23 protein-coding genes and 1 pseudogene are annotated in these 23,600 nt (G+C 55.0%); 5 read left to right on the forward strand and 19 right to left on the reverse strand.

Annotation, left to right across the window (positions count from 1 at the left end):
- Positions 1-15 precede the first annotated feature (15 nt).
- From B1H56_RS08355 to rsxC, 17 genes and pseudogenes are all read right to left on the reverse strand, one after another.
- Entirely contained in the window at positions 16-681 is a 666-nt protein-coding gene (locus B1H56_RS08355; protein WP_066523138.1) for a TIGR03936 family radical SAM-associated protein, read from the reverse strand.
- 72 nt (positions 682-753) lie between these two features.
- Positions 754-2,565, reverse strand: coding sequence for a TIGR03960 family B12-binding radical SAM protein (locus tag B1H56_RS08360; RefSeq protein WP_242862046.1), 1,812 nt, complete (start codon positions 2,563-2,565; stop codon positions 754-756).
- A gap of 161 nt (positions 2,566-2,726) precedes the next feature.
- Positions 2,727-3,923 (reverse strand): rod shape-determining protein RodA, encoded by a 1,197-nt coding sequence (gene rodA, locus B1H56_RS08365; RefSeq protein WP_147554731.1) that lies wholly within the window; start codon positions 3,921-3,923, stop codon positions 2,727-2,729.
- A gap of 176 nt (positions 3,924-4,099) precedes the next feature.
- Complete coding sequence (gene minE / locus B1H56_RS08370; protein WP_066523145.1) at positions 4,100-4,387, reverse strand: cell division topological specificity factor MinE; 288 nt, start codon at positions 4,385-4,387, stop codon at positions 4,100-4,102.
- A 15-nt stretch (positions 4,388-4,402) separates the two neighbouring features.
- Positions 4,403-5,194, reverse strand: a complete 792-nt coding sequence (gene minD / locus B1H56_RS08375; RefSeq protein ID WP_066523146.1) for a septum site-determining protein MinD — start codon at positions 5,192-5,194, stop codon at positions 4,403-4,405.
- 64 nt (positions 5,195-5,258) lie between these two features.
- Positions 5,259-5,948, reverse strand: a complete 690-nt coding sequence (gene minC, locus B1H56_RS08380) for a septum site-determining protein MinC (protein ID WP_066523148.1) — start codon at positions 5,946-5,948, stop codon at positions 5,259-5,261.
- A gap of 108 nt (positions 5,949-6,056) precedes the next feature.
- Positions 6,057-8,621 carry a penicillin-binding transpeptidase domain-containing protein gene (locus B1H56_RS08385; RefSeq protein WP_066523149.1) on the reverse strand — a complete coding sequence of 855 codons (2,565 nt, stop codon included), beginning with the start codon at positions 8,619-8,621 and terminating at the stop codon, positions 6,057-6,059.
- Between the two features lie 16 nt (positions 8,622-8,637).
- The gene (gene mreD, locus B1H56_RS08390) at positions 8,638-9,171 is read right to left on the reverse strand and encodes a rod shape-determining protein MreD (protein ID WP_066523152.1); all 534 of its coding nucleotides are present in this window, start codon (positions 9,169-9,171) and stop codon (positions 8,638-8,640) included.
- Between the two features lie 4 nt (positions 9,172-9,175).
- Positions 9,176-10,117 (reverse strand): rod shape-determining protein MreC, encoded by a 942-nt coding sequence (gene mreC / locus B1H56_RS08395; protein ID WP_066523154.1) that lies wholly within the window; start codon positions 10,115-10,117, stop codon positions 9,176-9,178.
- 319 nt (positions 10,118-10,436) lie between these two features.
- Positions 10,437-11,018 (reverse strand): annotated as a pseudogene (locus B1H56_RS08400) (recombinase family protein); the annotation flags it as partial.
- A 103-nt stretch (positions 11,019-11,121) separates the two neighbouring features.
- A complete protein-coding gene (locus tag B1H56_RS08405; protein ID WP_242862161.1) occupies positions 11,122-11,709 on the reverse strand; it encodes a Maf family protein in 588 nt (195 codons plus the stop codon).
- The gene (locus B1H56_RS08410) at positions 11,670-12,653 is read right to left on the reverse strand and encodes a 4Fe-4S binding protein (RefSeq protein WP_066523159.1); all 984 of its coding nucleotides are present in this window, start codon (positions 12,651-12,653) and stop codon (positions 11,670-11,672) included. The genes B1H56_RS08405 and B1H56_RS08410 overlap by 40 nt, the downstream gene beginning before the upstream one ends.
- Before the next feature lie 266 nt (positions 12,654-12,919).
- Positions 12,920-13,504: an electron transport complex subunit RsxA gene (rsxA, locus tag B1H56_RS08420; protein ID WP_066523163.1), complete on the reverse strand. Its 585-nt coding sequence runs from the start codon at positions 13,502-13,504 to the stop codon at positions 12,920-12,922.
- Positions 13,504-14,163 carry an electron transport complex subunit RsxE gene (rsxE, locus tag B1H56_RS08425; RefSeq protein WP_066740147.1) on the reverse strand — a complete coding sequence of 220 codons (660 nt, stop codon included), beginning with the start codon at positions 14,161-14,163 and terminating at the stop codon, positions 13,504-13,506. The genes rsxA and rsxE overlap by 1 nt, the downstream gene beginning before the upstream one ends.
- A 5-nt stretch (positions 14,164-14,168) precedes the next feature.
- The gene (locus B1H56_RS08430) at positions 14,169-14,765 is read right to left on the reverse strand and encodes an RnfABCDGE type electron transport complex subunit G (protein ID WP_066523165.1); all 597 of its coding nucleotides are present in this window, start codon (positions 14,763-14,765) and stop codon (positions 14,169-14,171) included.
- Entirely contained in the window at positions 14,758-15,702 is a 945-nt protein-coding gene (locus B1H56_RS08435; RefSeq protein WP_066523200.1) for an RnfABCDGE type electron transport complex subunit D, read from the reverse strand. Before B1H56_RS08435 ends, B1H56_RS08430 begins: the two co-directional genes overlap by 8 nt.
- Positions 15,703-15,781: 79 nt before the next feature.
- Entirely contained in the window at positions 15,782-17,167 is a 1,386-nt protein-coding gene (rsxC, locus tag B1H56_RS08440) for an electron transport complex subunit RsxC (RefSeq protein ID WP_066523166.1), read from the reverse strand.
- Between the two features lie 221 nt (positions 17,168-17,388).
- Here rsxC and B1H56_RS08445 point away from each other — a divergent pair, with 221 nt between their 5' ends.
- Positions 17,389-18,054, forward strand: coding sequence for a TM7S3/TM198-like domain-containing protein (locus tag B1H56_RS08445; RefSeq protein ID WP_066523167.1), 666 nt, complete (start codon positions 17,389-17,391; stop codon positions 18,052-18,054).
- Positions 18,055-18,218: 164 nt separating this feature from the next.
- On the opposite strand, the gene B1H56_RS08450 is transcribed toward B1H56_RS08445, so the two are convergent.
- Together B1H56_RS08450 and B1H56_RS08455 are read right to left on the reverse strand one after the other, a co-directional pair.
- A complete protein-coding gene (locus tag B1H56_RS08450) occupies positions 18,219-19,175 on the reverse strand; it encodes a zinc dependent phospholipase C family protein (RefSeq protein ID WP_066523168.1) in 957 nt (318 codons plus the stop codon).
- Between the two features lie 29 nt (positions 19,176-19,204).
- Entirely contained in the window at positions 19,205-19,738 is a 534-nt protein-coding gene (locus tag B1H56_RS08455; protein WP_066523169.1) for a DNA-3-methyladenine glycosylase I, read from the reverse strand.
- Positions 19,739-19,821: 83 nt separating this feature from the next.
- Here B1H56_RS08455 and hisC point away from each other — a divergent pair, with 83 nt between their 5' ends.
- The 4 genes from hisC to B1H56_RS08470 are packed head-to-tail and all read left to right on the forward strand — an operon-like array spanning position 19,822 to position 23,481.
- The gene (hisC, locus tag B1H56_RS08460) at positions 19,822-20,913 is read left to right on the forward strand and encodes a histidinol-phosphate transaminase (protein ID WP_066523171.1); all 1,092 of its coding nucleotides are present in this window, start codon (positions 19,822-19,824) and stop codon (positions 20,911-20,913) included.
- Entirely contained in the window at positions 20,904-21,725 is an 822-nt protein-coding gene (locus tag B1H56_RS08465) for a prephenate dehydrogenase (RefSeq protein ID WP_066523173.1), read from the forward strand. Before hisC ends, B1H56_RS08465 begins: the two co-directional genes overlap by 10 nt.
- Before the next feature lie 2 nt (positions 21,726-21,727).
- Complete coding sequence (locus B1H56_RS14965; RefSeq protein WP_258106947.1) at positions 21,728-21,850, forward strand: hypothetical protein; 123 nt, start codon at positions 21,728-21,730, stop codon at positions 21,848-21,850.
- A complete protein-coding gene (locus B1H56_RS08470; protein WP_066523175.1) occupies positions 21,847-23,481 on the forward strand; it encodes a GGDEF domain-containing protein in 1,635 nt (544 codons plus the stop codon). The genes B1H56_RS14965 and B1H56_RS08470 overlap by 4 nt, the downstream gene beginning before the upstream one ends.
- The last annotated feature ends 119 nt before the right edge of the window (positions 23,482-23,600 follow it).

The raw sequence follows: 23,600 nt of genomic DNA on the forward strand, positions 1-23,600 counted from the left end.
AGGCTCCTTCAAAATTTAAAAACTATATTCCTGAAACGGGATTCTTTTCCCGTTCTCTACCGTATAACATTCTGTCCGGCAAACGCTGTATTCCGCGTCCACGCCCGCTTCCAAAAGCAGGGCGTTTGCAGCCACCGCAGGATTGAGCGCGCCGTCGCTCGCATTTTTCAGAAGCAGCCTGACTTCGTCCCCGTCCATCCCGATTTCAAGGATCAGCGGACGGATATCAAGCTCCCGCCCCTTCCTGTCCTTTGCAGCATACTCCTGCGCAGTCCGCAGCTTTTCTGCCGCATTCCTTATTTTATCACAATCCCCTTCATTTTTAAAATGAATTTTTATCCGGTAGGCCGCGCTCTCGTTCTGCGCCATCAGTTTTTTCGTCCCCGCCGCCTCATGTGCGTCCAGAACACGCAGTTCATGCGGCAGGACGGCGTTGAGCGCTTCTTTCACCCTTCGCGGGTCCATTTCCCGCGCAAGGGAAAGCTCAAGGTAGTCGCCTTCCGTCTCGTAGCCCACGGAAAGAGGGGATGCGAACGACATGATGATATGCGGATTGAACCCCTGCGAATATTCCGCGGGAAGGCCCGCCCGCCGCACCGCACGTCCGAAGGTGCGCTGCATATCGAGATGCGAAATGTATTTGACCGCTCCGTGGCGGCTGTATTTAATAATCAGTTTCATGTCATTCTGTCCTTCGTCCTTTAAGACCCGTCAAGGACGGGCAGTGTACCGTTTGTCCGGCAAAAACCACGCTCACTTTGCGAATCCGCAAAACTCCTGTATTCCACACATATTGCACTGCTGCCTGCATTCCTTTGTGGTCTTCTGCTCATAGGCCCGGTCCCGCTCCCGCCGCAAAAACGCTTTGCTGATCCTGCAATCAAGATGCTCAAACGGCATCACCTCGTCCGCCGCCCGTTCGCGGTTCGCGTAAAATGCGGGATCGATGCCGCAGGCGCGGAATGCTTCCATGTAACGTTCCAGCGAAAAAAATTCGTACCACGCATCCATGACCGCTCCGTTTTGATACGCCGCCAGCAGCGCGGGTGCAAGCCGCCGGTCGCCCCGGGCCAGCACCGCCTCCAAAAACGAGGTCGACGCATCGTGGTAATTGAATTTCACGCCCTTAATTTTCAGTTTGCCGCGAAGATACTGCTGCTTCTGCGTCAACGTCTCGATCGTGTCCTGCGCTTCCCACATGAACGGCGTGCACGCCTTGGGCACAAAGCACGACGCCGACACGGTAATATTCAGGAATCCGCGGCGTTTTTCCTTGGGCACGCTGTAAAACGCTTCGCGGATACTCTTTACCATATCCGCAATACCGTCAAGGTCTTCCACGGTCTCGGTGGGAAGCCCGATCATAAAATACAGTTTGACGGTGGAAACGCCGCTCTCGAACGCACGCACCACCGCAGCGAGGATTTCTTCCCGCGAAATGTTTTTGTTGATTACGTCGCGCAGCCGTTGGCTCCCTGCCTCCGGCGCAAAGGTAAGGCCCGTTTTCCGAACCTTCTGCAGCCCCGCCGCAAGGTCTTTCTCAAAGCTGTCGATGCGCAGGGAAGGAAGCGATACCGATACGCGCTGGGCGCTGAATTCCTCCACAAGGCCGCTTACCAGTTCGTCGATCTGTGAATAATCCCCGGAGGAAAGCGAGGAAAGGGAAATTTCATCATACCCCGTCGCGGCGATTACGTTGCGCGCAGCCGCGCGCACCGTCTCCGCCCGCCGTTCACGCACCGGGCGCATGGCAAACCCCGCCTGGCAAAAGCGGCAGCCGCGCGGGCAGCCGCGCATGATTTCAAGCGTACAGCGGTCATGCACCGTATTGATGTAGGGCAAAACAGGCTTTTGGACCGTCTGCTCCGCATCGAAATTTTCCACAATACGCTTTTTAACCACAGCGGGCGCGCCTTCCCGCCTCACCGCGATCTCGCGTATCGTTCCGTCCTCATTGTAAACAGGCTCGTAAAAGGAGGGGACATAGACGCCTTCCAGTGCTGCCGCATCCCGCAAAAAAGCTCCGCGGGAAAAGCCCCCTTTTTTATGCCGTGCATACAGGGTGCAAAGCTCCCGTGTGGCCTCTTCGCCCTCTCCCAGTACAAACAGGTCGAAAAAGTCTGCGATGGGTTCCGGATTCACCGTGCACGCGCCCCCGCCGACTACGACCGGATCACTGTCCCGCCTGTCTTTGGCAAAAACCGGAAGCATTCCGAGGTCCAGCATTGCAAGTACGTTGGAATAGCACATTTCATAGGAAAGGTTAATACCCACGATATCGAAATCACAAAGCGGCATCCCGCTTTCCAGGGAACACAGAGGTTCGCCGCTGGCGCGCAGCGCCTCGATCATATCCGTCCACGGGCAAAAAACGCGCTGCGCCCATATTCCGGGAAGCGCATTGATTACTTCATATAAAATATTGATACCGAGATGGCTCATGCCCACCTCGTACGTATCCGCAAAGCAAAGCGCGAAATTTACATCCGCGTTTTCCTTGACGACACTGTTTAGTTCCCCGCCTGTATAACGCGCAGGCTTTTCCACATGATCGAGTATGCTCAAACAAACACTCCTTACAATCTAAAATGCGGATATGCTCCGCAGCATTCTCTTCAATGAACTCCCGGAAAACAAAGCGAGCCGGGTTCCGCAGGACATGCCCGCAGCCCGTAAGGCCGCATTCCCGCCTTTCGGCGGAATCGAGCCATAAGGGCGTGTCTTGCCTATTGTCCCTGCCATCTCTGCCTGCGCATATCCACGCTGATTACCATGCCGATGGCAATGCAATTCGTCACCATGCTCGAACCCCCATAGGAGAAGAAAGGAAGCGGGATGCCCGTAACAGGCAATATCCCGACATTCATACCAATGTTTTCCACTACATGGAAGAGCATCATTGCCGCAACGCCAATGATGATATACGCCCCGAAATCATCGCGCGCGCGCAGGGACAGCATGAATGTGCGCCCGATCAGCAGGAAATACAGTATGATGAGCACGATGCCTCCCAGGAAACCGAAAGCCTCCACCGTAACCGCGAAAATAAAGTCATTATGGCTTTCCGGCACATAGCCAAGCTGCGAAAGCGAACCGGGCGTAAACAGCCCCTTTCCAAAGAACTGGCCCGAACCGATCGCCATCTTGGCCTGATCCACCTGCAGGGTCGCATCCGCGTCCTGCACAGCCTGCGCATCCGGGCTGAAAAAAGAAAGCAAGCGCGTCCACTGGTAATTGCCCTCTCCGCCTTCCGCCTGTGAAATATAGAGGAGAAACAACAGGCCGGCCGCCACTGCGATCAGTATCAGCCAGAGCACAACTTTCCAGTTCACCTTTGCCATAAACAGCATCACAATGAAAACAAATACATACACCACCGCCGTGCCGAAGTCAGGCTGGACCGCGATCAAAACGACGGGAAGCAGCATCCGCCACAGCATGGGGAACACATCTGCGAAGGTCTGAATGCCATCATCGTTGCCTTCGGTTTTATCGGCAAAAATTTTAGCCAGCACAATAATGATAAGGATCTTACATACCTCCGCCGGCTGGAAGCCGCGGCTGCCGATCATAAACCAGCCGGACGTACCTTTCTGTGTGCTGCCGAAAAAGAGCACCGCCACCAGCAGCGCAATACAAATCCAGTAGATCCATTCCGTAAAATGGGCAAGGGTATGGTAATCCAGGAGCATCACAAGGAACATGCAGCCAAGGCCGATCAGGAAAAAGATCATTTGCCAGCCCGCGGTTCCAAGGTCCAGGTTCGCCATAAATTCCGAGAATGTGCTCTCATCGCCCGTAAACGGGGATGCGGTTGCATTTAAGATGGAAAGCAGGCTGTACCCGACCAGGATCACAATGATCGCGACCAGGAACCAGTCCACGTATTTCCACATGTTTTTATTGACCAGTTTTCCCTTCATATACGCTCCGTAATTCCTCTGCTGTAACAAAAACCGTGCATGCAAGGCCGCCGCCCCGCATTGCGGCGCGTCCGGCGCGGCGGCAGGTATGCCGCCTGTTTCCTTCCAGGCACGGTTTTCACATACAATCTCCGCCTTTCCCCTAAAGCGGGGCAAGCGTCCGGATCATGCAAAAGTCATTTCCCAGCGTTCTTCACCATCTGCTTAATCTTCTTGATGGGTATATTCATCGCGAGCTGCGAAGATACGCCTTCCTCTTCCTCATTCTGCACGTTTTTGAAATCGATCTCAAACTCCGACTCGTCGATCTCTACGTATTTCGAGATGACCGCCATGATATCCTTCTTAATCATATTAATCATGTCGTCGTTCGAGGTCGTTCCCGCACGGTCATAAATCAGGACGAGCTTAAGCCTGTCTTTTGCGACCTGGCTGCTCTTTTTTCTGTTAAAAAACCATCCCATGTCAAATCCCCCCGCTTATTTTGAAAAGAACCGCTTGATCCGGCCGAAGAATCCGGTCTTCTGCTCGAGGTCGAGCATCGGAACGTCTTCGCCCAAAATGCGCTTCGTGACATTGCGGTACGCTTCTCCCGCAAGGGAAGCGTTGTCCGTCACGGCCGGTTCTCCAAGATTGGAGGAACGGAAAATCATTTCATCCTCCGGGATCACGCCAATGAGGTCCACCCCTAAAATCTCCAGCGTGTCGTCAATCGCAAGCATATCGCCCTTGCGTACAAGGTCCGGGCGCAGGCGGTTGATAAGGAGCCGCACATCGTCAATGCCGTTCGCCGACAAAAGGCCGATGATCCTGTCCGCGTCGCGCACGGAGGAAACCTCCGGGACCGTGACCACGATCGCAGATTTTGCCCCCGCCACCGCGTTCTTGAAGCCGCGCTCGATGCCCGCCGGGCAGTCGATCAGCACGTAATCGAATTCACTCTCCAGCTCGGCGACCAGCTCCTTCATCTGCTCGGGCGCGACCGCCATTTTATTCCTTGTCTGGGCCGCCGGCAGCAAATACAGGCCTTCATAGCGTTTATCCTTAATCAGAGCCTGTTTTAATTTGCAGGTGCCTTCCACCACGTCCACAAGGTCGTACACAATCCTGTTCTCGAGGCCAAGCACCACGTCAAGGTTGCGAAGCCCGATATCGGTATCCACCAAAACCACCTTTTTGCCCTGCATCGCAAGGCCCGTCCCAAGATTCGCCGTCGAAGTCGTTTTACCGACCCCACCCTTGCCGGATGTAATCACAATTACGTTTTCCATATATCAAAATCCCTCTCATATATAATACTTCCGAATGAATCGCTTTACTTTCGTGTGGCCCGGCTTATTTGACGCTTACAGGGCGGATAACCACCTTTCCGTCCCGCAGCTCCGCGACCTCCGCGCCATGCACTTCCTCGCGTTCCTTGGGGAACGTCACGACGCGGCCGGAAAGCCGGAGCTGTTTGGGGCACATATTCACCGCAGCCACGCACACGTCCTTCCTGCCCGAGCAACCCGCATGCGCAAGCCCGCGCAGCCTGCCGAACACCGCAATACTCCCCCCTGCGATCACTTCGCCGCCCGGATTGACGTCGCCGATTACGACGATATCGCCTTCGCACTCGATGCGCTGTCCGCTGCGCACCGTATTGTTGATGAAGATCGACTGCGCGTCGAAATATGCGTTGGATACAAGCTCCACCTCGTCCATATACTCGTCTTTTGCAGCCGGATGCGCCGCCGGGGGTTTTTCTATTTTAAGCTCCGCCTCGCGCATCAGGTCCGCCTCGTCGCCGTACATCACGTCACGGATCCCAAAATCCATCGAAAATACACGCCGGAGCTCCTTGCGCTGCGCCTCCGAGAGCTTTTTGCCGCGGATGATGACCCTTGTCTCGCTGTCCCTGAAAAAATCCTGGTTCTTTTTCAGTTTTTCCATCAGTTCTTCACGCAGAACGGGATAAGTAGATCGTTCATCCAGATAGATTTCCAATCCTTTTTCTTTCCCTTTGAACGTAATGATGCCCTGCATGTTAAACCCTCCCGCTTGTTCTTCAGGCCACGGCTGCACGCCCACGGCCACGCAATACATTATACATGATTCACAGTCCGTGCGCAAATACTCATTCGGCCGGAACCTTTAAGGAACCAGCGTATTTTCCGACGGGAGCGCCGTGCCCGTTTCCTCAGTTTTCCCGTCGAGGTAATATTCAATAATTTCCTTTGCCGCAGGCTCCGCATGCGAGCCGCCGATGCCGTTCGGGATATAGATCACGACCGCGATCTCCGGGTTCTCGCGCGGCGCGTACGATACGAACCACGCATTGTTTTCAAGGTCGATGTTGGAAACCGTACCGGTCCCCGTCTTCCCCGCGATCTGGTCTTCATACTTCCATCCGTTAAAAATCGACGTAGTCGAGTTTGCCTGCTCTGCCACCATCTTGGTCATACCTTCCTGGATGGCGTTGAAATAAGAATCGCTCGCCTCGATCTTATTGAATACGACCGGCTCCTGCTGCTCGATCACATTGCCGTCGTTGTCGACGATGCTGTCCACGATATGCGTTTCATATACATACCCGCCGTTTGCAACCGCCGCAATATACCGCGCGACCGCGATCGGCGTTACTGCCGTCGTGCCCGAGCCGATACCGGTAATGATCGTTTGGCGCTTGTTCCACCGCAGCTCGGAAAGATATCCGTTGACGTCGTTGTCCCAGCCGATATTCCTTGAATACGTCTGCGATATTTGGAGTTCCTCATACAGGATGTCTCTGATCTGGGCGCCAATCTCATAATTGGTAAGGTCTTTGCCCGCCTCTTCGATCAGGCGTTCCGCTGTTTTTTTGAGCTGTTCGTCCGTATATTCCACGCCCAGCTTGTCTCCGCAGCCGCGCAGGTAATTCATCAGCGTGTTGCGGATCAGGAGGGGCAGGGAGGTTTTTTGCGCCGTCACCTCCACGCCTTCCGAATTTGTGGCGGCAATCGGCTTGGCCGGGTCGTACAGCACGTTCTGGCTCCCGACCTGCCCGACCACCTCGCCCGTCAGCTCGATGCCGGTGGAGGAAGTCAGCCCGAATTTCTCGCCCCACTGGGCAAGTGTGTCCGTACTGCCCGTTGTCTGTGCGATCCTGTCGGCTACGACATAGAAGAAATAGTTGCAGCTGTTTTTGAGTCCCTCAGCCACATCCTGGTCCGCGTGGCTGTGCCACGGCCCGTCCGGGTAGGCCCAGCAAGCAGGGATATGCCCGGTGATCTGTTCTTCCTTCCGCTCGTCGTCGGTAAGCGGGTACGGTCCCTCGTCGGTAATGCGCGTATCCAGGTTGATCGCGCCTTCCGCAAGCCCTGCCATGCCTGTGACCATCTTGAAGATAGAGCCGGGAATTCCCTTGGAGGAAATGGCGTTGTTGAAAAGCGGTCTCGCCGGATCGTCGTTCAGCGCCTGCATCGCCTCTGTGGAAATCCCGCCCGTAAATAGGTTCGCGTCATAAGACGGATAGCTCGCCATGGCCAGCACCCGGCCCGTGTTGACGTCGAGTACCACCGCCGCGCCGGATTTTGCCAGATTCATTTTTTCGAGGGTAGAATTCCCTTCCCGGTTTTTCAGGGTCGCCTGCACATCCTCGTTTTCATCATATTCGTCGGGCTTCGCGCTGTTGTACGCCTCGATCTGTTCGCCATGTACGAAGCTTATATTGTCTTCAAGCGCCTGCTCCACCACCTGCTGCAGCTGCAGGTCAAGCGTCAGGCGCACGTTGTAGCCGTCGGTGGGCGCCGTATACGACCGCTCGTTGATTACTTTGCCTTTGCTGTTTACCTCCACGACGCGCTTGCCCTGTTTCTCCGAGGAATTGCCCGTGAGGTATTGCTCCATCGTACTTTCAATACCAGACGCGCCAATGAGGTCGTTCTGGGAATATCCCTTGTCCCCGTAATCCTTGATTGTTTCCTCGTCCGTCATCTTTCCGAGATAGCCGACGATATGCGCCGCCACCTCGTCCTTTGGATAGATGCGAATCGAACTTTCGCCTACCTGTATCCCGTCCAGATGATCCGATTTTCCCTCGATCAGCGCGACCGTATCCATATTCACGTCCTCGCTGATAGTAATGGGAACATAGGCAAGGTAAGAAGAAAGCTGTACCTCCTGCCAGATTGAAAGCAGCTTGCGCGCCTGTTCGTAGGTATACTCCTCGGGAATGCGGTAGCGAATACGCAGGTCACGGTAGATTTCGTCCGCCGTCGCCGTTGTGGACACATACATGTTTTTACGCCAGTTTTTTTCTCGCTTGGCAATGTCCTCCGGGTTCGTGATGCCAAAATCAAAACCGAAAGTGCCGTCCTCGTTGCGCACGATATTAAACGTATCGATTGTCGTGCCGCCGCCTTGCTCAATAAGGGCAATGGCTTCGGAGAGGACGCTCGTGTAATATGCCTTATCCGTGGTGCTGTTGCGGGTGGGGTCCCGCAGGAATTCTATATCATAGCTGCTTTGGTCGTAGGCGAGCGGGATTCCCGTAATATCGGTAATCTGCCCGCGCGTCCCTTTCAGGGTCAGCGTCCTGATCTTTTTGCTCTCGGACTGCGAGGTAAGCTCACCGCCCTGCGTCAGCGTCAGGTTTCCAAGTCCCGTGCCGAGCGCTATAAAAGCCACAAGTACAATCGCCATCACGACGAAAAACCTGTTTTTTAACTTTTTAAACATTCTATCCTTTCCTCACTCAAAGCTCGTCCATAAAATGGGACGATACACGCGGACGCATCCACGCCTTCCTGTATAAAAGAGAAACCAACAGGTATGCCAAAAGAAGAAGTCCCCCGCAAAAAGCGGCAGAGGGCAGCATATCCCGAAGAAAAATCGCACCCAGATCGAACTGGCGCGCACCCTGCGCAAATACAATCAGCGCCATCACCAGCTCCTTGACAACATAACCGCCCACCCCAATCAGGAAGATATGGAGCGAATTGAATTTTTCCATCCTGTGCGCCACGATGCTTGCAGCCGCCGCAGCGACCGTGTAAGACAGCGCGTACATGCCGAGCGTCGTGGAAAACATCATATCCATCAAAAGCCCCGCCGCCGCTGCAAAAATAATAGGCGTAAGATTTTTTTCAACAAGCACAAGCGCGAGCACAAGCAGCAATACAAGGTCGATCTGTATGCCGAGGCCCGCAAGGTCGAATGATGCGCTGAAAACCGTGCCCGATAAGATCGTACCAATGACGCCCATCAGGATAAAAACCACATATCTCATGGCGCTACTCCTGCGACTGCGCTGCGTCCGAAGGCTGCGCGGACGGAGACGGGGCCGCCGTTTCGCCGACCGCAGCGCTGCCGATCACTTCATTGGCAGCGGAAATCGTGCCCGTTTCTTCGCCGTCCACCGCCGTTACTACAAACACCTCTTCCAGCCGGCGGAAATCCACCGCCGGTTCGATCCTGACATTCTTTCCTTCCGCTTCCGTATCCGAAGAAGACGCCACCTCCCCAATCAGGAATCCCTTGGGATAAACGCCGTCAAGGCCGGACGTAATGATCTTGTCGCCTTCCGTAATATCGGCGTCGAGAGGCAGGAACGTAATATACAGGGAATCGTCGAGGGAATTGCTCGAGATCGCGCCCTTGACGATCGCCTGCTCACGCGTACGCTCCATAATGGACGAAAGGCTGCTGCGCGCGTCGATGATCGCCATCACCTTGGAAGAGTTGAGGCTTACCTCTTCGATACGGCCCACAAGGCCGTCGGCCGTAATCACCGGCATATTCTCCTTTACGCCGTCCGCCCGTCCAAGGTTGATCGTAAACACGTCAAACCAGTTGCCCGGATTCTTCCCGGTGATCCGCGCAAGCTTCAGTTCCTGGTTGGTATTGCTCTGCTTATATTCAAGAAGCTCGGCAAGCCTCTCGTTCTCTTTTTTCAGTTCCTCATATTCGCGGGACTTGCTTTTGAATACCTCAAGCTCACTCTGGAGCTCCTGGTTTTTCTGTTCCTGGTCATCCTTATTGACGAGTCCGTCAAAGAAGCCGCCGATCCCCGACGATACCTGATAGAAGAACTCCTGCACAGGAGAAAAAATTCCTCCCGCCTGCCCCGCGCTCTGTGAAATGGTGCCGTTGCTGCTGCTCGCAACCAACAGGATTACGAGAACGATGATGATAATGACCGTTATAATCAGCGGTTTGTTCCTGAATATGCCCACAACCCGTCTGCCTTTCGTATTTACTGAACGCGCCTGCGCGCCCCTGCGGGCCCGTTCTGCCCGCGAATAAATAATTTGTTCAATTATACCATAAACACAGGAGGTTTGTCATATTGCGAAGTAAACTTTTTGTAACAATTCCGAAACATGATGATTGTGTGTGCGCCGCTGTCCTCAAGGCCCGTCAGCACATTTTGGGGCTGTCCTGTGCAAGAATACATTGCACGGCAGACGCCTCTCTGCGCGCGCCGCCTTGGCCCGGTCCGGCCGTCCTTTCGCCCTGCTTCCGGCTTTTCCCGGCCATTTCCGCCGCTTTCCCCGCCCATTTAAAAAATGTGGCGTGCGTAACATGGAGCCTGCGCGCAGCCTCCCGGCCGCTGATACGTTTTTCCTTCCACATCTCGTACACGCCCGGGAATTCCCCGGGAATCGGTTTTCGGGGCCGCCCAAAGCGGACGCCGCGCAGCTTGGCGGCGGCGATTCCTTCCGCCTGGCGCTGGCGGATATTCTCCCGTTCCTTCTGCGCAACATAGGAAAGGAGCTGCAGCACGATATCCGCGATCAGCGTCCCGGTAAGATCCCGCCCCTGCCGTGTATCGAGCAACGGCATATCCTGCACCACAACCTGCGCGCCCTTTTCTTTGGTGATGATCCGCCATTGCGCAATGATTTCCTCGTAATTACGTCCCAGGCGGTCGATGGAATGGATCACCAAAAGGTCCTCGCGTTTCAGCCTGCGGAGCATTTTCCGGTACTGCGGGCGGTTAAAATCTTTGCCGCTCAGTTTATCAAGAAAAATATTTTTTTGTTCCACCGGGAACTGCATGAGTGAAATCATCTGCCGGTCTTCATTTTGCTCTCTTGTCGACACCCTTGCATAACCGTAAACGTTCATATCCAATCCTCCTGTAGATGGTTTGCCTTCCCAGAATAACACGTTTTTTAACGAAAACACAAAAAATACCCGAAGTATCACTTCGGGTAGCTCTTTTCACTGATTCGGATCAGACCGCGCCCAACTCTCCCAGCATGCCGTACAAACCGGAAACAGGGAGGCCCACTACATTGAAAAAACAGCCTTCGATTCCCGTCACAAACTTTGCGGCTGGTCCCTGTATGGCATACGCGCCTGCCTTATCCAGCACCGATTCCTCCGCAAGATAGGCATCGATCTCCCCCCGTTTCAGCGGCCGGAAAAACACCTTCGTTGTGAAGGTTCTCGAAAGGCTCTCGCCGCCGCGCACCACGCATACGCCCGTATGTACGAAGTGCACCTTGCCCGAAAGCGCCGCCAGCATACGCCGTGCTTCGTCCAAATCCGCCGGTTTTCCAAAAATCTCACCGCCTGCCTCCACGACCGTATCCGCGCCGATCACCGTCTCTCCCGGATAATCCCGCGCGACGCTGCACGCCTTCTTTTCCGCGAGGAACCGCACCATTTCACGCGGCTCCCTGATGCCGCATGTTTCGTCCGCGCCGGATACCACCACCTCAAAATCCGGGGTAATCAGGGACAGTAGTTCCTTCCTGCGGGGCGAAGCGGAAGCGAGGATCATGATTTCGGCACCATGGTAATGGCTCCAAGCTTGCACGCTTCCTCACACAAGCCGCAGCCGCGGCAAATATCCGTCACCGTATGCGTCATTTTAAGTTCGCCCTCGATCGCACCGAACGGGCACGCCTTAGCGCAAAGGGTGCATCCCACGCATTTCTGGCGGTTTATTTTTGCCTTAAGGTCTGATTTTGTCGTCAGGATACATTTGCGCGGACACTGCTCCACGCACAGCCAGCAGCTCCTGCATTTCTCCGGATCGATCACCGGGAGATTATTTTCCATCGTAATCGCGCCAAACGGACACAGGCTTGCGCATTTCCCGCAGCCGATGCAGCCCGCGCTGCAATTTTCCATCACCTCGCGGCCGCGTCCCGTATTGGTGCAGCCCACGTAAACATCCACGTTTTTTGGCAGCACCGCGATCGAACTCTGCGGGCATTGTTCCACGCAGCGTCCGCAGCCCGTGCATTTGTCCTCATCGATAAAGGCAATGCCGTCCGGGCCCATAGTGATCGCGTCGAACTTGCATACCTTGGCGCACGTCCCAAGCCCGAGGCAGGCAAATTTACATGCCTTGAAGCCGCCCGCAATGGCATAAGCCGCACGACAGTCAAGCGCGCCGTCGTATTCAAATTTATTTTTACAGTGGCCCTCGCTCCCAAGACACATGATACGCGCGACCTTAGGCACCAGCTCCCCTACGGAGATGCCGAGTATCCCGCCAATTTTTTTCGCGTCGTCCTGCGAAAGCACAGCACAGGCCGAAACCTCCGCTTTGCCTGCCACAAGGGCGTCCGCAAGGCCGTCGCAGCCCGGATATCCGCAGCCGCCGCAATTTGCTCCCGGGAGGTTCTCCCGCACGGCAACTACCCGTTCATCTTTCTTTACCGCGAATTTCCTGGACGCAGCGCCAAGCATGATCCCAAATACCGCGCCGAGTCCCCCCAGCACAACAATAGACCAGATAATCGGTTCAAACATACTCATTTCCTCTTTTCGTCGCAATCCGCTCTTTTTTACCCGCTCCACCCGCAGGAATGGAGCCGCCGGGCGATTGCAGCTTTGCCGGTCCGGCTGCATTCCGCTTTGCCGGCGCGTCCGGAATCTCAGCCGTCTTGTTCCCCGCGGGGCCGGCCGCACCCGGGCCTTGCGGACGCCTTATATACGCCGCACCTCGCATACGCGCAGGGACGGTATTCTCTCTTATATATACGGCCGCGTATACATGCCTTATACAGCTTTCGCTTTTATACCAGGCCGGAGAAGCCCATAAACGCCACGCTCATCAGCGACGCCGTGATAAGGGCGATCGGGAACCCCTGGAAGGGCTTGGGGATCGCGGAAAGCTCAAGCCGTTCGCGGATTCCCGCAAAAAGCACGATGGCAAGCGTAAACCCAAGCGCGCCGCCCACGCCGTTCACCAGCGATTCCACAAGATTGTACTGCTCCGTGATGTTAAGGATCGCTACACCGAGAACCGCGCAGTTGGTCGTAATCAGCGGCAGGTAAACGCCGAGGCTCTGGTACAGGCCGGGGCTCGTCTTTTGCAGCACCATCTCAACAAGCTGTACAAGCGCTGCAATGACGAGGATAAACGCGATCGTCTGCATATATTCCACGCCCAGCGGCGCCAGGATGTAATACTGCACAAGCCAGGTGATGAGCGAGGCCATCGCCATAACGAACGTAACGGCCATGCCCATGCCCACCGCCGTTTCCACCTTTTTGGAAACGCCGAGGAACGGACAAATGCCGAGAAAACGCGAAAGCACGAAGTTGTTGACGAGAATCGAGCTTAAGAGGATCGTGAGAATGCGAATGAAGGTATCCATTATTCATGCACCTCCTCTGCCTGTGCCGGTTCTTCCTTCGGCCCTTTTTCCTTTGCCTTTTCGCGTTGGAGCACGATTTTATTAATGAGCGCAAGCAGCAGTCCCAGCACAAGGAAGCCGCCTGGTGCAAGGATAAACATCAGCGCCGGAGGATAATCCGCGCCAAATACCGAAATACCAAACAGCGATCCATTGCCGAGAAGCTCACGCACAGCGGCGATCATGACGAGCGCTGCTGTAAAGCCGACGCCGATACCAATGCCGTCCATCATGGATGGAAGCACGTTGTTTTTAGCGGCGAACGCTTCCGCCCGCGCGAGAATAATACAGTTTACTACGATCAGAGGGATAAACAATCCCAGGGATTCATAAAGCGAGGGAATGAACGCCTGCAACACCATCTGCACCACGGTAACAAACATTGCGATCACCACCACATAGCAGGGAATTCTTACCTTGTCCGGAATAAAATTCCGCAGCAGGGAAATCAGCATGTTAGAGCATGTCAGCACGAAAATAACCGCCGCGCCCATACCGAGCGCATTGGTAACGGAAGTTGTGACCGCAATGGTCGGGCACATGCCGAGGACCAGTCGGAACGTTGGGTTCTCGTTGAAGACGCCGTTTAAGAATACGCCCTTCATTACCTGTTTATCCATTCCCGTCACGCTCCCTTCCCGCCGAGGTATTGCTCGCCGAATTCGCGCGCAAGGTTGACCGCGCTTGCAACGCCCCGGCTCGTAATCGTCGCGCCCGTCAAAGCCTGTACCTCGTTTACCGCGCCGGTGGGCGATTTTGCCACCACCAGCGGCCCGTCTGTTTCCTTGAATTGTTCGAGCCACTCCGGGTCCGTGGCGTTCGCGCCAAGACCGGGCGTCTCGTCGTGCGCGGTGATCTCCACACCGGTTACTCTGCCATCCGAAGCGATCCCGACGGTAAGCGTAAGGCCTGCCTTATATCCCTTGGTAACGATGGAATACGTATGCCCGACAGCCGAGCCATCCGCCGTTCCCTCGTATACTTCCTGTATCTCTCCGTATTTTTCATGGTCGTAATCAATGCCGTCAAGCGCGACCTGTTTGAAATCCTGCGCCGAAGGAAGTACCGCCTGGCGCGCTTCCGTAGCCTTTTTAATATTCTGCTGTTCGATCGGCTCCTTGGTGACGGCGTAAACAAGGCCTAGAATCAGGCCCGCACATACGGTAATAATTACGAGGCGAAGCACGAGATTCAGTATGCTGTCATTATTTGCCTTATTCATTGACCTTCTTCACCTCCCCGAATACTTTTGGACGGAGCGCCTTATCAAGCAAAGGCGTCAAAAGGTTCATGAACAGGATCGAGAAGGACACGCCTTCCGGATACCCGCCCCACAAGCGCACAACCATAGTAACCACGCCGCAGCCGATGCCAAACACAAGCTGCGCCTTCGGCGAAGACGGCGAGGAAACATAATCCGTCGCCATAAAAAATGCGCCGAGCATCAGGCCGCCCGCGAAGAGCTCGAAAAGGATCATTCCCGGTTGTCCCGAGAGGAGCGTAACCAGCGCGACCGTTCCGAGATATGCACACGGGATGCGCCATGAAATCACGCGGCGTACCATCAGGTACGCCCCGCCGATTAAAAGCGCGAGAACGCTTGTCTCTCCCATGCTGCCGCCGATGTTGCCGATGAACATATCCCACAGCCCGGGAACGGCGTTGCCGCCCTCCTTTAGTATACCGAGGGGCGTCGCCGAGGCAACCGCGTCCACCCCGGCGTGCGGGGCAATGAACGTCGTCATGGCAACCGGCCACGAGATCAGCAGGAAGCACCGCGCTGCGAGCGCAGGATTCATGAAGTTGTGGCCGAGGCCTCCAAAACACTGTTTTACAATAATGATCGCAAATGCACTGCCGCATACCGGCAGGTACCACGGCACGTCCGCCGGCAGATTGAGCGCAAGCAGCAGGCCCGTCACAACAGCGGACAGGTCGCTGACCGTAACTTCTTTCCTGGTGAAGAACTGCACCGCGGCTTCGCAGCCAACCGCGCTTCCAATGCACAGCGCGATTGTCATAAGGCAGCCGGTCCCAAAGAAATACACGGCGGCAATACACGCGGGGATAAGTGCGATAATAACATCGAGCATGATGCGCGTGGTGCTCTGCGTCGACTTGATGTGCGGCGACCCGGACAAAATCAACTCTTGTTGCATAGCCTTTCCTTTCAAAGAAATATTGGTAAAATCCTTTTTTTCGGTAAAAAACAAAGAAACCCAAGCGAAAACGTTCGGCCTACTCCGCCTTTTCCTCCGGCGTTTCTTCCTGTTTGCGTTCCGCTTCCTCCGCAGCCTGCTTCGCCCGTTCCTTCATGCGCTTTGCCGCGATCATGTCCTTGGCAAATTTAATGTTCTGGGCAATCGGCTTTTTAGCAGGGCAAATATAACTGCAGCAGCCGCAGCTCATGCAGTCCATCGCGTGGTTCGCCTCCGCGCGGTCAAAATCCTCGTGCAGTGCGGACGCCGAGATCATCATGGGCATCAGGCGCATAGGGCATACCTCCGCGCATTTGCCGCATCTGATACAATTTGTCTCTTTTTGTTTTTTGGTATATTCCTTATCCAGCACAAGAAGGCCGGAAAACCCTTTGGTAACGACGCAGTCAAGCGTCGGCAGGGGCAGGCCCATCATCGGTCCGCCGGATATGATTTTAAGAGGCTCGGAAGAAAAACCTCCTGCGTAATCAAGCACCTCCTGCGCGCTTACGCCAAACCGTACGAGCAGGTTTTTAGGCTCTTTGACTGCGCCGGAAACCGTAACGACGCGGCGGATCAGCGGCTCCCCTACATAAAACGCGTCCGCAATCGCTTTCGCGGATGCAATATTCACCACCACCACGCCCGCATCCATCGGCAGCCCGCCTGCGGGCACCACACGGCCTGTGATGGCGTTAATCAGCTGCTTTTCAGAGCCCTGCGGATATTTTGTCTGCACGGGCACTACGCGGATCGCGTGCGTATCGACCGCCGCCGCCATTTTCTCAATGGCCTCCGGCTTATTGTCTTCTATTCCAATGATCGCTTTTTTCACGCCCGTCGTCCGCATCAGGATTTTCACCCCCGCCAGCACGCGCTTCGGGCATTCGACCATCAGCCGGTAATCGGCTGTGAGAAACGGTTCGCACTCCGCCCCATTTAAAATGAGCAAATTGATATTCTTTCCTTCCGGCGGTGAAAGTTTCACATGGGTCGGGAAGGTCGCTCCTCCCATGCCCACGTTGCCCGCGTCACGGATGCATTCAACCAGCTGCTCCCGGGACAATTCCTCGAAATTTTCCGGCACGGTGAACTCCGCCTCGTCCTTGCCATCGTTTTCGATAACGACCGCCTGCACCGGATGTCCGCTTATACCCGGAATTTCCGTAATCGCCGTCACAACGCCCGACACGCTTGCGTGCACCGGTACGCTGACAAAGCCTTGTGCTTCGGCGATTTTCTGACCCATCAGCACGCGGTCTCCGGTCTTTACGATCGGTTTCGCGGGCGCACCAATATGCTGGGAAAGCGGGATTTTGACGATATGCCCCGCGGGCATCTCCTCGATCGCGCACTTTTCCGTCAATTTTTTCCCTTCGTATAAATGATGGAGCGGATGAATTCCGCCCGCAAATGTCAGGCTCATTTTTTACCCCCCGGATGTCCTGCGTAGCGCAGATTTCCCGCGCCTGTTTACCAACTTGTATTATAGCACACCCTGTTTTTTTTCAAAAGTATAATTATTTTTTTCACAGGCGCAGGACAGGCATACCTCTTAAATTTTTATTACTTTTAAGCAGGCGATTTGCATTTGCCGTTTTCCATGTCTATAATAATGGATAAGAAAATCCTGTAAAGGAGAGCGCTATGGCTGGAATCATTCCCATCATTATACTGCTTGTCATGCTTGTACTGGGAATCCTGTACTGTTTTTGGGGCTATAAATACCTCAAGGTAATTTTATTTTTGTACGCCTTCTTCATGGGCGTATATTATTCGTATACGTACCTTGGCGCCTACGTCCCCGCGGTCGCGGACTGGCTGTGGCTCGTGAGCCTGATTATCGGCGTCGTTTTCGCTCTGCTCGCGTTCTTCTTTGTAAAATTCGCCATTTTCGTAGTGGGCGGCATGGTCGGCCTGATGATCTTCGATCTGCTGAAGCAGGCGTTCCCCTCCACCTTCGCGGGGATGGAGCCCGTCACCCTGTTTTTCATCGGCCTTGGCCTGTTTGTCGTCCTCGGGGCGATTACACTTGCCTCCCGCAGGCATTTTGTGATTATTTTTTCCGCGATCTACGGCGGATATACGATCGTCAGTACCGTTGGTATCATCATCGGCCTGCTCTTCAATATGGATGTACTCAGCGCCGTGACGCTCGGAAATTACAAACAGGTGCTCGCCTCCGTCAGCGTTTTCAACCAGGCGGCGACATGGATGCTGATCCTTCCGGTCGCGGTCTTTGCCATCGCGGGCATGATCGCGCAATATAAATTCACCGCTCCGGGGACCCGCCGCGGCAAACGCACGGCGTAAAACAGGAAATCAGAAACGCGCACCGCCGCTCCGGCTGAATCCGGGGCGGTTTTTCGTTCCCCGTACCCGGGCGGCCCGGACGGCGGGATACAGGCGCCCCATGCCGGATAAAACGGACACGCGGCAAAAAAAGGGCTGCCCCGGTTTTTCCGGCGGCAGCTCCTTTACACTTTACAATTCGCGTCTCTCATTCCCGTTTCCCTTTTCGGCCGTTTCTTCACCCGAACCAACGGCGCTTTTTTATAGAGCCGCTTGAAAGGCTTGCGCTCCTCCTGCGGTACGATCGCCTTGCCATGGAAAGAAATATTGTAAAACTCGCTCTGAAGCCGCGTGATATCCACCCGGTCTTCAAAAAAGGCTTGCACAAGCTCAATGCGGCGCACCGCCCACATGACCGCCGTATCGAGCAGCCTGAAATAAAAATCGTAATCGTAAAGCCCCTCGTAGGTCCCGATCGGCCGGTACAGCATGGTCTTAAGCTTCAGCTGGGAAATGACGTTCAGCATTTTCAGCTTTGCGAGGTCCGCCCTCGTCGGCTGCGACACAAGGCCGTTATAGTAGACGTAATAATTGGCCGCCTTGGTATATGGATGCTCGTCCACCTTGAGGCCTGGAAACAGGTAAGACATCTCTTTGTAAAAAGTATCGATCTCCTCCCCTGGCACTATGGTGTCGCGCGCAAACCGTTGCTTGTCGAACGCATAGGCATCTACGCCGTTCCTCTTCGCGTAGAGGATATCAAGCGCGCATTCCAACGTATTGTGAGTAGACATCGGCTTTGTTTCCGCATTGATATGCGGGTGCAGGAACATATCGAGGCAGTAATGCGTGATATAACCGTAAAAATAACTTTTCAGAGTATCGCTCCCCTGCTTTTTCACATATTCCGCTCCCTCGCAGAAAAAACGCTGGGGCCGCGTATAGTGCAGTGCCCAGCCGAGCATTTTCATCTTCGCGCCGCATAGGAAGAAATAGAATTTATAGAGCAGGAAAATATCCCCGCCCTGCGAACCGGAATAGTACGCAGGCAGGTTTTCCGTGATAATCTTTTTCGCCTGCGGATCGGCGATCCTTTCAAGGATATTGTCCGCGGCAATTTTGTGTGTCAGCGATGTGGGCATAGATTCCCGCCTGTCTTAACCTATCATTTTTATCCTTCGGGCGCCGACGTATACAAAAAGCACCCCGGCTCGTGCGCCTCTAATATTCCAATGCTCTGCATGAAGGCTTCCACCATCGTAGGGCCTACGAACACATATCCATACCCCTTGAGGGAGGAAAGCAACGGTTCCGGTTTCCTGAAGGAATAAACATATTTAAAAAAACTGCCGTGCTCGCGGCAGACGCGCAGCGTAGCGCGCGCGTTTTCACGCACCGCAAAAATCTTCCTGCGGTTGCGGATGATCCGCGGGTCGAGCATCAGGGATTCAAGGTGCCCGTCCTCAAGCTCCGCGCACTTTTGGATATCGAAACCAAAGAACACCTCGCGGAAAGCATCACGCTTCGCAAGCACCGTGCGCCATGAAAGCCCCGCCTGGAAGCTCTCGAGGCACAGCTTCTCAAACAGGGACGAATCGTCCGTTTTCAGCCTGCCGTATTCATTGTCGTGATATTCCCTCAGCAGCACATCCGTGACCCAGCTGCACCTTCTTTTTTCCGTTCCCGGATTCGCTAATTTTTCCATAGAACATATATTAACACATTTTACGAAGGTTATGGTAGAATTATATTGAATTTACACAAATTTAAGAAAAGGTTTTTAATACGATGAAAGAATTCTGGAGTGAAAAAGCAAAGAGCCTGACCCCGTATACGGCGGGTGAGCAGCCGAGGGGGAAAATGGTCAAGCTGAACACCAACGAAAATGCCTATCCGCCAAGCCCGGCGGTGGCGGAAGCTGTCCGCCGGGCGGCGGAGGCTCTGCGTTTGTATCCCGATCCGGATGCCCGCAGCCTGTGCGTTGCCATCGCGGAATACCACGGCGTACGGCCACAGCAGGTATTCTGCGCCAACGGTTCAGACGAGGCGCTTGCGCTTTGCTGCGCCGCGTTTTTCCAGAATGGGACGAACGGCGCGGACGGCTGGTTCCCCGGCGTCTCCATTCCCCGCAGGGTGAAAACGCCGGACGTGGGCTACAGCTTTTATCCGGTCTGGGCCGAGCTTTTCGACGTGCCGCTTGAGATGGTCCCCTTAAAAGAGGACTATTCGGTGGATGTGGAAAAAATGTACGGCGGATGCGGCATGATCCTCGCCAACCCAAACGCACCCACCGGCGTTGCGCTTTCCATATCCAATATAGAAAAAATCATACAAAGGACCAACGGGGTCGCCGTGGTCGACGAGGCCTACGCTTCGTTTAGCCGGGCTACCGCCGTTCCGCTCATCGATCAATACAGGAACCTTGCGGTCGTCCGCACGCTTTCCAAATCGCACAGCCTCGCAGGCCTGCGCGTGGGATATGTGGTGGCGGATGAAAACCTGATCGCCGCCTTGCGGACGGTAAAAGACAGCTTCAACTCCTATCCGCTCGACGCGCTTGCACAGGCGGGCGCGGAGGCTGCGGTGCGCGATGCGGGCTATTGCCGGAAGGTGACCGAAAAAATTCTGAAAACACGCGCCTATACGGTCAGCGAATTGGAGAAACTGGGAATTCTCACTCTTCCCTCCGAAGCGAACTTCGTCTTTGCGCGGTTTGACGGCCCGTCCGCGGAGGCTGTCTTTACGGCCCTGCGCGAACGCGGCGTGCTGGTGCGGTGGTTCTCCGGCAGACGGACGCGGGATTTCCTGCGCATTACTATAGGAACGCGCGAAGAAATGGATACGCTCCTTTCCGCGCTGAAGGAGATTCTATGCAAATAGGAGTGGTTGGCCTCGGGCTGATCGGCGGTTCCCTCGCCCGGGCGGTAAAAAAATATACGGGACATACGGTGTGTGGCGTGGACCGCGACAAAAGCGTCCTCGCGGCGGCATACGCGGCGGGAGCCATCGACTGTGATACGGACGTTTCCGGCTGCGCCCTCGTTTTTGTGTGCCTGTATCCGCGCGACTGCGTCTCATATATGCTGCATACGGACTTTAAAAAAGGCGCCGTGGTCGCGGATATCTCCGGTGTCAAACGCTTTATCGCACAGGAGGTTGCCGTCCCCCTTCTGGAACGCGGCGTGCGCTATGTAGGCACGCATCCCATGGCCGGAAAGGAAACAAACGGTTTTGTGAGCAGCGACGCAGACCTTTTCCGCGGAGCAAGCTTCATCATTACGGAGGACGAAACCACGGACGCGGACGCCGTCCGCCTCCTGACCGTACTCGCGGAAGAGCTTGGCTTTGCGCGCGTCACCAAATGCAGCGCAAAAAAGCACGACGAGGTGATCGCCTACACCTCGCAGCTCGCGCATGTGGTCTCGAATGCCTATGTGAAAAGCGAGGCTTCCCAGAGCTTCAGCGGATTTTCGGCAGGCAGCTTTATAGACCTTACACGCGTAGCAAAGCTCGATCCGGCAATGTGGGCGGAGCTTTTTGTGCTCAACGCCGACGAGCTCGCAAAAGAGATCGACGAGCTCCAGCGCAATATCGCCGCGCTGCGCGGCGCCATTGTGTCCGGAAACGAGGAAGCGCTGCGCGGTCTTTTGAAGGATGGCAGCGACAAAAAGAAGCGCTTGCTGGGCGAATAGTCATGAAAAAATATAAGCGGCTCGTCATCTTACTCATATTGGCTTTGCTGCCCGCAGGCTGCGCACAGGCAGTCCAGGCGGACGAGCAGGTCCTGTTTAAAAGGAGGAAGGTCCTGCCCCAATGAAGCAATCCGCCTCAAAAAAATTGTACGTGATCCTGCCCCTTCTGCTTATCCTGTGCGTCGTTTGCGTCCTTTTATACAACGCAGGCTCGCCGTCCGCGCTATCTTCCGCCTCCGGTGATGCCATCCCCCTCGACAGCGAATGGACGCTTCTTTCCGCCGGCGAGGCAAAGGAAGATGTTCCGCTTCCCATTTCCATGCTGCCGGATGCCCCCGGACAGGTTTCCCTTACGCACACGGTTCCAGCACAGCGTCCGGAAAACAGCGCGCTGTGCATATTTTTCTATACCGCTCCCTTTACAGTTTCTTTCAACGGGGAGGAACTTTATAAATACGGGACTGCCGCCGCGCTGGACGGCTATCAAAGCGTGGGCAGCGGCTTCCATATCATCGAGCTGCCGGACGGCGCGGGAGAGCTCCGCATCACCGCCTATCTTGCGGACAACATGCCCGGGGCGATCCTGTCCGAAGCGTCTCTCATGCCCGGCGCCGCTTTCCTGTCACAGTTTTTGCGCGGTCATATTTTTACCATTGCCGCTGTGTTCATCCTGTTCGCAGTTTTTGTTTATACCCTGATCTCCGGCGGTTCGCGGCTTGGGAAAAGCGCTGGCAGTACACAGCCGCTGGCGCTCCTTGCCATCACGGCCGCAATCTGGCTTTCGGCACGTTCCGGTCTCCTTCAGCTTTTTATAAACGACCTCGTCCTCATCAACGGGATCGATTTTTTGTCCTTTTTTTTCCTGCCGGTCTTCGCGCTGAGCTTTGTACAGCGCAGGCTGCTGCTGCCCGACCGCCGCCTCACCGTCTGCCTGGCCGCGAATCTGCTGTTCATATTTGCGTCCTGCACCCTGCATGTGCTCCGCATTGCCGATTTCACGCAATCCCTGTTCATTTTCCACCTGCTGCTCGCCACAAGCATTGTCTGCATCGTCATCAGTGTGTTCCGTGCGGGTCCTGCGCGCGTCCCTCATATGAATGTCCTGCGGGCGGGCGTCGTCATCCTCGCATGCGGCGGAGCCCTCGAACTCGTGACCTATTACGTTATGTCCTTCCAATTCCTCCGTTTCTCGTTTTTTGAATTTTCGCTCCTTGCCTTCACACTGTGTATGCTTTATGTCTGGAACAGCGAATCGCGGGAAATTCGCGAGCAGCTCATCAGTCAGTCAAAATTCCGCAAAATGGCTTACCGCGACGAACTGACCGGCATTTTAAACCGGGCCGCTTACGAACGTGAAGCGGAAAAATGGGCGCAGGCCCAAACTCCTTTCTATTTGTTCATGGTCGATCTCAACGGGCTCAAACGTATCAACGATACGCGCGGGCACCAGGCGGGAGACGTATTCATCTGCAACGCCGTGAGCCTGCTGAAACAAGTAGCCGGCGCTCCCGGCCAGCTGTTCCGCTTCGGGGGCGATGAATTTATTATTATACTTCCCGGGAGCGAAGAATCCGCGGAAGCGCTGTACCGTTTTCTGCAGCCGTATATCCGGCCGAACGACGGTTCCCTCCGTCCTTGCTTTTCCGTGGGCTATGCCGCGTTCGATCCGGCGGACGGAGAGGACCTGCATTCCGTGCTGCGCCGTGCCGATAAACGCATGTATGCCTGCAAAAGCAGACTCCGCGCCAGCGAATAAATTTAGTTTACGGGCGCAGCCCGTTTGATTTTCCCTTCTTTTCCAGCGCATCATATCGTATACTATAGGCAGAAATATCTGAAGCAGAAAGGAATTACGCCTTATGTCGGAAAAAACAA

This window comes from Christensenella minuta, assembly GCF_003628755.1.
GTDB lineage: Bacteria > Bacillota > Clostridia > Christensenellales > Christensenellaceae > Christensenella > Christensenella minuta.